Genomic DNA, 12373 nt, shown 5'->3' on the forward strand with positions numbered 1-12373 from the left:
TATGATACAGGAATTCCAACTGCGGGCATTGCCCGAACAGGCAGTCAATGAACAAGCGCTCAAACAATTTATCGGACGTGAAAAAGGGCTGGACATACGCACCATCCATTCCGTTCGTGTCTTGAAAAGAAGTATTGATGCCCGCCAACGTACCATTTATGTCAACCTGAAAGTGCGTCTCTATATCAATGAGATTCCTCATGACGAGGAATTCGTCCGCACGGAATACCGCAAGGTAGAAGACAGGCCCCAGGTAATAGTGGTAGGGGCAGGTCCCGGAGGATTGTTTGCCGCCCTACGGCTGATAGAATTAGGACTGCGTCCCATCGTGGTGGAAAGAGGAAAGAATGTGCGCGACCGCAAGACTGACATCGCACGCATCAGTCGCGAACACAAAGTAGACCCGGAGAGCAATTACAGCTTTGGCGAAGGAGGGGCGGGTGCTTATTCGGACGGCAAGCTCTACACCCGAAGCAAGAAACGCGGCAATGTAGATAAAATATTAAACGTATTTTGTCAGCATGGCGCCAGCTCTTCGATTCTGGTAGACGCCCATCCCCACATCGGAACGGACAAGCTGCCGAGGGTCATCGAGAATATGCGTAATACCATTATCGAGTGCGGAGGAGAAGTGCACTTCGAGACACGCATGGATTCATTGATTATAGAAAAGGATTGCATTGTCGGTATCGAAACAAATACCGGAAAAATATTCAAAGGTCCTGTCATACTGGCTACAGGACACTCGGCACGCGATGTCTATCGCTGGCTGCACAGTCATGGAGTGCAGATAGAAGCCAAAGGCATTGCAGTCGGCGTGCGCCTTGAGCATCCTTCCATGCTGATAGACCAAATTCAATATCACAACAAAAACGGACGCGGCAAATACCTCCCGACGGCCGAGTATAGTTTTGTGACTCAAGTGGACGGACGTGGTGTGTATAGTTTCTGTATGTGTCCCGGAGGATTTGTCGTACCTGCCGCCAGCGGGCCTCATCAGATTGTGGTCAACGGGATGAGCCCAAGTAATCGCGGTTCCAAATGGAGCAACTCGGGCATGGTGGTAGAGATACGTCCCGAAGATTTGCAAAACGATGAATTGAGAATGAAAAACGAAGAGCTGGGCTTTGCCGATGATACGGATTCTGTATTGTCGATGATGCATTTTCAGGAAGCACTGGAAGCTGCCTGTTGGCAACAGGGGAATATGCGGCAAACAGCTCCGGCACAACGAATGGTTGACTTTACCCGAAAAAAGCTGAGTTACGATTTGCCCGACAGTTCGTATAGCCCGGGCTTGGTTTCGTCTCCTCTTCACTTCTGGATGCCACCTTTCATAGCCAACCGTCTAAGCAAAGGATTCCAACAGTTCGGCAGGACCAGCCACGGTTTCCTTACCAACGACGCAGTGATGATTGGAGTAGAGACGCGCACCTCTGCGCCTGTAAGAATTGTCAGAGACAATGAAACTTTGCAGCACATTACGATACGGGGGTTGTTCCCTTGTGGCGAAGGGGCAGGATATGCAGGCGGTATTGTGTCGGCAGGCATTGACGGCGAGCGATGTGCCGAAGCGGTGGCAGCTTACTTCGGACTATCCGTCCCTCAAAATCGGTTTTAACTTCATCTTCGAAACGAAGAGGGAGATGCACATACTAGAAATCGTTAAGGAGATGTGTCGAAACTCCCCCTTTAATCGAAAGGGAGTGTGTCAAAACTAAACCGGCCTATCCAATCGTCAGCTGTAGGGGCAGGGTTTGCCTGCCCGAAGACACAAGGTAAACTGTTTTCGGGCGAGCGAACCTCGCCCCTACGAGCCCAATAACAGCATTGCCAATGTTTTGCCCCCCTTACAAGACAGATACGCCCACATCATGGGCTAAAACAGGAAAACACTATTTGCCTTTATCCGAAGCAAACTCTTCTTTTATTTGCTTGCACCAATCGGCAACACGTTTGGCTGTAAGTTGCGGTTGATTTTCCTGGTCGATAACCAATCCGCAGAATTTTCCGTCGCGCACAGCACGAGACTGACTGAAAACATATCCGTCTGTTGACGTATAGCCCACCAATTCCGCACCAGCCTTCTGAAAAGCATCGGCAAGAATCCCCATACCATCCACAAAATTATCGGGATAGTTCTTCTGGTCGCCAAGCCCGAAAACAGCAACTTTCTTTCCTTTCAAATCAAGTGTCTCCAACTCGGGTATCAACTCATCCCAGTATGTAGGGAGTTCTCCGTCGAACCAAGTGGAAGCACCGACTATCATATTGTCGTACGCCTGAAAGTCATTCTGCCAGGCACGTTCTATTAATACCACTTCCGTCACCTTCACACCGCCAAGGTCTTCACGTATTTTCTCGGCAATATGGGAAGTCTTGGCTGCGTTCATCGCATAAAATAATCCTATTGTTTTCATTCTTAATCTATTTAAAATTCAGACATCTTCTTTTTAGCTATCAATATGCCAATAGTGTTTTGGCTGCCTCATAAATCTTGTCTTCTGAAGGAAGGATAGCTTTCTCTAAGACAGGATGGAAACCTACCGGCGTAAATGTAGACCCTATACGCTGCACAGGCGCATCCAGATAGCGGAACATCTCCGTACCGATGCCGGCGGCAATCTCTGCACCAAAGCCGGAGAACACTTTGTCTTCGTGCACCACCATCGCTTTGCTTGTCTTTTTCACCGACTCATAAATGGTCTCCTTGTCCAATGGGATAAGGGAACGGACGTCAATCACTTCCACACTCCAGCCCTCTTGTGCCAAACGTTCTGCCACCGAAAGACAGAAATGGGTCGTGTTACCATAAGTTATCATACTCAAGTCTGTTCCTTCGCGGCGGATACGCGCTTTACCAAACGGCACTTCAAAGTCCTCGGGAACGATGGCAGACGCCTCAACGGAATTATACAATGCTTTCGGTTCAAGATATAAAGTGAAGCCACGCGAACGCATAGCGGTGCGTAACAGTCCCGCCGCATCATCGGCAAAAGACGGACAGACGATACGCGCACCGGGCAGTGTGGTCAGTGCCCCCTCTATATTTTGCGAATGGTACAGACCGCCGCCGATATAACCGCCCGACGCCAGTCGCAGCACGATATTGGGAACAAACTTGCCGTTGCTGCGCCAGTATTCGTGAGTACACTCCACATATTGCTCGATGGCAGGCCAAAAATAGTCGGCAAACTCAGCACCTTCCACCACAACGTGAATCTTAGGGTCGAAACGGCACATGCCGTTGGCTGTGCCCACAATATAGTCTTCGGCAATGGGGGCACTGAACACACGGGCATCGCCAAACTCCTGTTGCATTCCCTTAGTTACATTGAATACCCCGCCTTTGTCTTTATTGGCCACATCCTGCCCCCAAATAAAAGTATCGGGATTATGGCGGAACTCTTCTTTCAGCGTAGTATTGATGGCAGTCACCATGAAAGCCTTCTCGCCTTCGGTATGGTCATGGATACCGTCTTTATATTTCTGCGGCTGGTAAGGTTCGGGCAAGACATAATCAAAGATGCTTTTCGGATCGGGATCAGGAGCAGCAAGAGCCTTGCGATTGGCTGCGGACAGTTCTTTCTTGGCAGCAGCTTCTATCTGTTGGAGTTCCTCTTCTGTCAGTCGTTTGTAACGAAGCAACATCCGGCGGAATTTCATCAGCGGATCGGCCTCCTTGACATAAGCCAACTCGTTTTCATCACGATACAGAGAATGGTTGTCCGAATTGGAATGCGAACCGATACGCACACAGTTGGCATGCACGATGACAGGCATACGGTTGGCTATGGCAAACTCGCGGGCTTCCGTCATGGCATTCATTGAGTCGAAGACATCTTTACCGTTGCAATGAATAATCCGGAGGTTCTTGAAACCGGAAAAGTTGTCGGCTACTTTTCGGGCGGCTGTCTGATCTTTCTTCGGAACAGAGATGCCATAACCATTGTCTTGCCACACAAAAATGACGGGCAAGCGTTCCAGACAGGCACCGTTCACGGCTTCGTATACATAGCCTTCGGAAGAGGCCGACTCTCCGTGTGAAGTGATTGCCACTCCTTTATGTCCGTAGTAAACCATCGAACGCGCTACGCCCGCCGCATGCAAATCATGCGTTCCGGTAGCGGAAGAAACATTTTCGATATGCCATTCGGGTTTGGCAAAATGATTGGACATGTGGCGTCCGCCGCTACTTGGGTCTGTGGCTTTTGAAATGCCGTTCAAAATAAGTTCTTCTACACTCATCCCCGCAGAAAGCACGGTAAGCATATCCCGATAGTAAGGGAACAGGAAGTCTTCTCCCCGACGGAAGACCTGCCCGATGGCCAGTTGGATGCCATCATGTCCGGCATAAGGGGCATGATACGACCACCCCAGTGATTGCAACAGATAGGAAGGTGCTTTCTCGTCGAGTGCACGCCCCAATACCATCAGATGATACCACCTCTTCAGGGTATCGGTATCCGTGGTCTTTATATTATATTTTTCCATACTCATTACTTATTGATATTAGTCTTTCCAATTTTCCAGATACTCCTTGACGGCATAGAGGAATTGCCCTCCCAACATACCGTCCACCACACGGTGGTCATAAGACAAGGAAAGATACATCTTATGACGGACTGCAATCACATCGCCTTCGGGTGTCTCGATTACCGCAGGCTTCTTTTCGATATACCCCACACCCAGAATGGCCACTTGCGGCTGATTAATAATCGGTGTGCCAAACAGAGACTTGAAGGTTCCGAAGTTGGTTATTGTAAAGGTTCCGCCCGAAATGTCATCAGGCATCAGCTTATTGTCACGCGCTTTGCCGGCCAATGTATCGATAGCCACGGCAAGACCGTTCAGATTCAAGCGGTCGGCGTCATGCACGACGGGGACAATCAGATTTCCGTCATTCAACGAAACGGCAATGCCGATATTGATATGCTTCTTGAACAAGATATTATAACCTTCTACAGAAACATTTACCTGCGGATAAGCAGCAAGCGCCTTGGCTACGGCTTCCGTTATGACAGGCATATAAGTGAGTTTCACGCCTTCCCGACGGAAGAACGCATCCTTGTTGGCGGCACGCCACTTCACCAGTCTGGTAACGTCTACCTCCACCACATTGGTCACGTGCGGAGAAGTGTGTTTGGACATAACCATGTGGTCGGCAATCATCTTACGCACGCGGTCCATTTCCTTCACTTCCACATCGCCTGCGGCCGGAGAGACAGGAACGGAGCTTGTTTTTGCCGCACCCACCGCCGGAGCAGGAGTAACCGGAACCGTTTTAACAGGTTCTGCCGGAGCTGTCTGAGCCGGACGCGATACACCTCCCTGCTCCTTCTGCATGATATAATTCTTCATATCCTTCTTGCTCAACCGACCTTCATATCCTGTGCCCGGTATCTTGTCCAGTTCTTCTTGCGACAGATGTGCCGCCTGTGCCAACCGGAGTACAATCGGCGAATACCAACGTTCGTCTTCCTTCCGGACAGCCATCGCCTTCGGCACTTCCTGTCGGACAACAGAAGCCGCCGCTTCAGGGGTTTCCGGTTCGGACGACTGAGGAGCTTCATCCGCACCGGAAGTCTCCGGCTGCTCTTCCTCACCATCCATATCTACAATAGCGACTACCGTACCGACAGGTACCGTGTCCCCTTCCTTAGACAATATCTCCACTACTTTTCCGGCTACCGGAGAAGGAATCTCCGCGCTCACCTTGGCAGTGTTCACCTCAAACAACACATCGTCCTCCTGAACAGTGTCACCCACCTTTACCGACCAGGATATAATTGTTCCTTCGGTAATACTCTCGCCCAGTTTAGGCATTTTTATTTCGAATCTTGACATATAGAGTGAATTTTAGTTTTTGTTTCCCATGACAGACTAACAAGCCACTGAAACATAAAGTTTTAAGTTAAATCTTTTTTTAAGGCTGACCGATGGAATATCCATCCCTCATCCGCATATTTATCTGTCCGAATCGCTTCTATGGCATGACGGTCTTCTGCGGTAAAACGGTAAATGCCGTTTGACTCTTCTTCAGCAAGGAAATAGCGGAACAGAAGACAGATGAAGCGTTTCAGGCTTACCGTGCTATCTACAAAATGACTGAGATTGACCACTTCGCTATGCACAGAAGAAATCGCACGCGCCTCCCGCAATCCGGGAATCCGCCCGTCTCCCTTCGGTCTGCTCCTTAATACGGCATTCAATGCAACCAAATCTGTGGAAAACAATAAAGTGCAATGATACATTACCCTGTCCTTATGAATGCACTGGGCACTGCCCGAAACCTTTTTGTTGTCGACATAAATCCCCATCCGTTCATCAGCATCAGCCCTTATCCCGAGATAATCCAGGAAATCGATTACCCGTTGCAGATAGTATTTAAAGTCAGGTCGGGAATCTGTTTCTATAAAAGTGAGGTTTACATTTCCCAAGTCATGGTAAACAGCCCCGCCTCCCGAAAAGCGGCGTGCCGGACGGATACCGTTCATCTGCCTGAAGTCCTCGTCCACTTCCATCTGCAGAGCCTGATTTTTACCTATCACCACCGATGGCTCGGACTGCCATATCATAAAATAGTCCTCCTCCTTCCGCTTCAAGAGATATTCTTCAGCCGCCAGGTTAAAATAAACATCCGTGCAGCGGTTATCAATGCAAAACATCAGGCAAAGAGTGTTTCGTGGTAAATCTCTCCCACCGTGGGATGCGGAAAAACTGTTTTCTGAAACTCTTCTGCCGTAAAACCATGCTGAATGGCAATGCCTGCCACAATAATTATTTCGGAGGCAGGATTCCCCAACAGATGACAGCCAATTACCCGGTCATTCTCATCCAGAATCAGTTTGCACAGTCCGTTCCCTGTTTCATTTTCAGCAACGAAACGTCCCGAATAAGCCATGGGCAATTTCTGTATATGAAAACGTATACCGGCAGCTTTCAACTCCTCTTCGGTCTTTCCCACTCCGGCAAGTTCGGGATTCGTATAAACCACTCCCGGCACACAATCATAGTTCATCCGGTCTGCCGCCCCCAAAATATGATTAATGGCGACTTCGCTTTCACGAATAGCAGTGTGTGCCAACATGGAATGCCCGGTAATATCACCACAAGCATACACCCGCGGATGAGAAGTCTGCATGTGTTCGTCCACCTTTACCCCATTGCGCAAAAGTTCAATATTCAGTTTATCCAAACCCACCTTATTTATATTGGACTTCCTGCCGACACTCACCAATATCTTATCCGCCGCTACAACAGACGACTTGCCCTCTTTCTCAATGGTAACACCGGCACCGCCGACTTCCGTTACCTTAGAACCCAGATAAAACTTGATTCCTCTTTTCTGATATTCAGTCCGCAGCATGGCACTGGTTTCTTTATCCATCGCCCCCAATATCTCGGGCATCATTTCAATGACACTGACCTTCACCCCCATACTATTATAAAAAGAAGCGAATTCCATCCCTATCACTCCGCCACCAATAATGGTAAGCGACTGAGGCAGAGAAGTGCTCTCCAGAGCCTCTTTGGAAGTCCAATAGTCAAGTTCTGACAAGCCTTTTATGGGTGGAATGACCGTCTCCGAGCCGGTACACACCAGTAAATAAGTCACTTCATACACTTCACCACCGGCAACAATACGGATATTCCCATTACTTTCACCCTCGATAATCGCTTCCTTCTCCACCAATTCGGCGCCATAAGATTGTACGGTCATTTTCACTCCACCGGTCAACTTCTTCACCACCTTGTCTTTACGGTCAATCATCTTCTCCATATCAAACCCTACCCCTTCGGGCACGGAAATGCCGTATTTTCCGGCTCCTTTGGCATAATCAAGTAGCTTGGCCGAATACAGAAGTGTTTTGGTGGGAATACATCCTTCATTCAGACACACACCGCCAATTGCCTTTTTCTCGAATACAACAGTTCTCAACCCTCCGGCTGCCGCACGTTCCGCAGCAGTATATCCGGCAGGCCCTCCGCCTATTATTGCTATATCATATTTCATAATGTTAAGGTTTTAAGTTATATTATTGATATAATAACAAATAAGAGAGAGAGTAAGTTGCACAAATTCACCTGCCCGAGTAACATTTCTCCCATTCACAGATTATTTTAACTAAAAGATATGTATCTTTGCAACAAACAATGAATATGCCCCATCCCGAGATAGCCATAATAGACCCTAATACCCTCACTTGTCTGGGGTTACAGAACATTCTGCAAGGAATGATTCCGACGGCTGTTATCCGTATCTTCCATTCTTTTGGCGAACTGGTGGACGATACGCCGGACATGTATGCGCACTATTTCATCTCCGCTCAAATTTATTTTGAACATACCTCCTTCTTTCTTCCCCGCAAGCCTAAAACCATTGTATTGGCAGGCGGTGACAGTCAGCCCCAACTAGCCGGTGTACCTAAGTTGAACATCTATCAGGATGAAGAATCGCTGATAAAAGATATCCTCCAACTGCGCAAGTATGGTCATCAGGCAAGAACCCATGCCGCGCATCCGGAAACACAAATGCCTAAAACGGAGCATGAATTATCCGCCCGTGAAATTGAGGTGCTGATACTCATCACCAAAGGACTCATCAATAAAGAGATAGCCGACAAACTAAACATCAGCCTGACCACCGTCATTTCCCATCGCAAGAATATAACAGAGAAACTGGGCATCAAGTCTGTATCCGGACTCACCGTCTATGCCGTAATGAACGGCTATATAGAAGCCGACAAAATTTAAAATCCTAATAAATGAGGATTGTACAAACCATTCGTTTGCCCTTACTTTGCAAATGAATTACAATACTACTCAAACCAAACAATAAATATGAAAAGAAACCTATTACTGGCAACGACTTGTCTACTGTCTGCGACAGCGCTCGCAGGAGACATCAACACACTTCCCAAAGATACAACTAAAGTGATTGATATAGAAGAAGTGGTCGTCATTGCTTCACCCAAAGAAACCGGCAAGCTAAGAGAGCTTCCCAATGCAGTCTCTTTGATTTCACAGAAAGACATGCAAGCCAATCAGATTACGACACTGAAAAATGTAAGTGCTTTGGTTCCGAATTTCTTTATGCCCGATTATGGCTCAAAAATCACTTCCGCAGTCTATATCCGTGGAATCGGTTCACGCATCAACACTCCGGCTGTAGGATTGTATGTAGACAACATTCCTTATATAGACAAGTCTGCGTTCGACTTTAATTTCTATGACATAGAACGTATCGACATCCTTCGCGGACCTCAAGGTACATTATATGGACGCAACACGATGGGGGGGCTGATTAAAGTACATACCCGTTCGCCATTCTCTTATCAGGGGACTGATGTGAAACTGAGTTACGGCAGCAAAAGCAATCACCGTAGCGCCTCACTGACACATTATCACCGTTGGAATGAACACTTTGCTTTCTCGGCAGGGGGCTATTATGAAGGTTCGGACGGCTTCTTCCGCAATGCATATAACGGAAAGAAAATTGATAACATGGAAGCCGGAGGCGGACGAATCCGTGCCATCTGGCTGCCTTCAGACAATTTAAAACTGGACTTTACGATTGGTTACGACTATAGCGATGAAGGCGGCTATCCTTATTACTATACGGGAGCCCTGAATAAAAGTAAAGAAGAATACAAAGAACATATCGGAAAAATCAGCTATAACCGTGACTGCGGTTACCGTCGCGGACTGTTCAACACTGGGCTGAACATAGAATATCAGGGCAACAGTTTCATCATGAATGCCGTGACAGGATATCAAAACCTGACCGACCGTATGTATCTGGATCAGGACTTCCTGCCTGTCGACATCTACAACATAGAACAAAAACAACGTATCAATACCCTGAGCGAAGAGATTACCTTCAAGAGCAAAAAGAACCAACGCTGGATTTGGGTAACCGGTGCAAGCGGCTTTTATCAATGGCTGCATACCGATGCTCCTGTCACCTTCCAATCCGAAGGAATCCAATGGCTGGAAAATAATATCAATAAGGGAATGGCCTCATCGGGGATGCCCATCAACTTGAAGATATTGAGCGAGACAATGCCCGTACCCGGCATCTTCGACACTCCGGTATTGGGGGCAGCTATTTTCCATCAGTCCACTTTCAACCATTTATTATTCGAGAATCTGTCTGCTACCGTTGGGCTGCGTCTGGACTACGAAAAGAACAAGATAGACTATAATTCTTCGGCAGCCATGAACATTCAGATGTATATGGCGGGAAAGCCGATGGGAAAACCGATGGAACAGGCAGCTGAGTTTATAGGCAAGCTGGATGATGACCATGTACAGTTGTTACCTAAATTCGCTTTGAAATATGACTTTAACAAGCAGAATAATATCTATGCGACTGTCAGCCGTGGCTTCCGCAGCGGCGGTTACAATATACAGATGTTCTCCGAGTTATTGCAAAGCGCATTAAAACAACGTCCGGGTGCAGGAAGTGCTGTCAGCGACGATGAAATAAAAAACCTCGTAACCTACAAGCCCGAATATAGTTGGAACTACGAAATCGGTTCACATCTCAGTCTGTTCGGCGGTAAGTTGAAAACTGACCTGGCCGCCTTCTATATGGATACCCGCGACCAGCAGATTGCCAAGTTTGTAGAAAGCGGACTGGGACGTATGATGGTCAATGCAGGAAGCAGTGAAAGCTATGGTGCGGAAGTCAGCCTGACCGCATCCGTCAATAGAAATCTCAGTTTGAACGGAAGCTACGGATATACTCACTCTACCTTCAAGAAGTACGATGCCGGAAAGAGCTCGTCAGACGAGAACATCGATTATAGCGGCCATTACGTTCCATTCGTCCCACGCCATACCATGAATGTGGGCGCCAATTACAGTTTCTTCCTTGGTGGAAACAAGTGGGCACAGAGCCTGACTGTCGGCCTCAATTATACCGGTGCCGGAAAGATTTACTGGACAGAAAAGAACGATGTATCACAAAGTTTTTACGGTACCTTGAACGGACGTATCTCTTTACAGGCAAAAGCTTTACAGATAGACTTTTGGGGACGCAACCTCACCAATAAAGATTATACCACGTTCTATTTTGAAAGTATGGAAAGAGGTTTTGAACAAAGGAGCAAACCATTGCAACTCGGCGTAGACGTGCGTTATCACTTCTAGGAAGTTCAACATCAAAAAGATAAAAATTCCAGGGGTTGTGTCAAAACGTGGATAATGCTGTCGTTTAGTTCGTAGGGGCGAGGTTCGCTCGCCCGAAAACAGTTTACTTTGTGTCTTCGGGCAGGCAAACCCTGCCCCTACAGCTGACGATTGGATAGGCCGGTTTAGTTTCGACACACCCTCGTTATCTTATTCATTGATAGCACCGCAATGGGGACAAATACCTTTCGATTTCATCTTTGCACCACAATTTCCGCAACTGAACTTATAATGAGAAGCACGTTTGATACTTCTGAATATCCATACGGCGTAAACCACCAGACAAGGATATCCAATGTAGTAATAAGTGGTAAATGTAAAGAACAAGTACAGAAAGATACAACAAGACATCAATCCCAATAAATAAAAGAAAGCCGCCTCTACGCGAACTTGATGAAACAACTCGTCCAATGTTGCCAGCCCGACCAGAACAATGCCCCACACATTAAACATAAACAACGAAAGAATAAACGGTAAATCCAAAGGATTAAGGGAAGGAGCATAATAAAACTGCTCCCATGTGCCCGGCACAAAATGCTGAATACTGCTATAAAGAGTAGCGGCTGTAGCCATGAGCAGTGTCAGTATATTGGGAAAAACACTATCGATATCATTAAACCAGATGAGCTGCAAACGCTTTTTACGTATCGCCCGGTACAAATATCCCATACCAAACAAAGCCAGAACAATAAAGAAAGCTACCGTATGGGAACTGCTGAACAGATGAATGAACTGTGAAATAGGATCAACCGGAACCACTTTCTTGAGTAATTCTCCCTCGCGAATCCACCCCATTGTCTCTTGGTCGCGAGCCACCTTAACCCACACCGAATCCACCGTATCAGCAGCCTGAACCATAAACTCCGCCACCACCAGCTTCTCTCCTTTATAAACCGGCAGCACATCTATCAACGGCAATTGCTGCAATAACAGAGAATCCGAAGTCACTTCGAAATTACTATTCAACGTATAATAATGCTCCATCAAATAGTCCACAGAATCTTTTGTCTTCTGCGAGGCTCCTTTTAAAGAAAAGTCAGGCACCTGATATTGGCAGGAAAAGAAAAAAGAAAAGAGTACTGATAACGGAAGCAGCCATACCCATTTCATCCCCACTATATTCCCTGTCGGAAACTGGAAGCCCGATTTCTTCAGATTCGGTTTATAGCGGAGAATG

General features: G+C 47.2%; 9 protein-coding genes. 3 read left to right on the top strand and 6 right to left on the bottom strand.

The annotated features are described in order from the left end of the window. The first annotated feature begins 1 nt into the window (after position 1). Positions 2-1621, top strand: coding sequence for an NAD(P)/FAD-dependent oxidoreductase (locus IR173_RS11190; protein WP_237039683.1), 1620 nt, complete (start codon positions 2-4; stop codon positions 1619-1621). 274 nt (positions 1622-1895) lie between these two features. Here IR173_RS11190 and IR173_RS11195 read toward each other — a convergent pair whose 3' ends face one another. From IR173_RS11195 to lpdA, 5 genes are all read right to left on the bottom strand, one after another. Beyond that, entirely contained in the window at positions 1896-2420 is a 525-nt protein-coding gene (locus IR173_RS11195; protein WP_237039684.1) for a flavodoxin, read from the bottom strand. Between the two features lie 40 nt (positions 2421-2460). Continuing rightward, entirely contained in the window at positions 2461-4494 is a 2034-nt protein-coding gene (locus IR173_RS11200) for an alpha-ketoacid dehydrogenase subunit alpha/beta (protein WP_237039685.1), read from the bottom strand. 18 nt (positions 4495-4512) lie between these two features. Continuing rightward, positions 4513-5847 carry a dihydrolipoamide acetyltransferase family protein gene (locus tag IR173_RS11205; protein WP_237039686.1) on the bottom strand — a complete coding sequence of 445 codons (1335 nt, stop codon included), beginning with the start codon at positions 5845-5847 and terminating at the stop codon, positions 4513-4515. Positions 5848-5909: 62 nt separating this feature from the next. Continuing rightward, positions 5910-6668, bottom strand: coding sequence for a lipoate--protein ligase family protein (locus tag IR173_RS11210; protein ID WP_237039687.1), 759 nt, complete (start codon positions 6666-6668; stop codon positions 5910-5912). Continuing rightward, positions 6668-8017 carry a dihydrolipoyl dehydrogenase gene (lpdA, locus tag IR173_RS11215; RefSeq protein ID WP_237039688.1) on the bottom strand — a complete coding sequence of 450 codons (1350 nt, stop codon included), beginning with the start codon at positions 8015-8017 and terminating at the stop codon, positions 6668-6670. The genes IR173_RS11210 and lpdA overlap by 1 nt, the downstream gene beginning before the upstream one ends. Positions 8018-8163: 146 nt before the next feature. Between lpdA and IR173_RS11220 the strand changes: the two genes are divergently transcribed. Together IR173_RS11220 and IR173_RS11225 are read left to right on the top strand one after the other, a co-directional pair. After that, entirely contained in the window at positions 8164-8757 is a 594-nt protein-coding gene (locus IR173_RS11220) for a response regulator transcription factor (RefSeq protein WP_237039717.1), read from the top strand. 87 nt (positions 8758-8844) lie between these two features. After that, positions 8845-11157 carry a TonB-dependent receptor gene (locus IR173_RS11225; protein WP_237039689.1) on the top strand — a complete coding sequence of 771 codons (2313 nt, stop codon included), beginning with the start codon at positions 8845-8847 and terminating at the stop codon, positions 11155-11157. Positions 11158-11346: 189 nt separating this feature from the next. Here IR173_RS11225 and IR173_RS11230 read toward each other — a convergent pair whose 3' ends face one another. Next, complete coding sequence (locus IR173_RS11230; RefSeq protein WP_394800667.1) at positions 11347-12306, bottom strand: bL32 family ribosomal protein; 960 nt, start codon at positions 12304-12306, stop codon at positions 11347-11349. Positions 12307-12373 lie beyond the last annotated feature (67 nt).

Origin of the sequence: Phocaeicola faecalis (assembly GCF_021730445.1) — a bacterium.
In the GTDB taxonomy this organism is placed as follows: domain Bacteria; phylum Bacteroidota; class Bacteroidia; order Bacteroidales; family Bacteroidaceae; genus Phocaeicola; species Phocaeicola faecalis.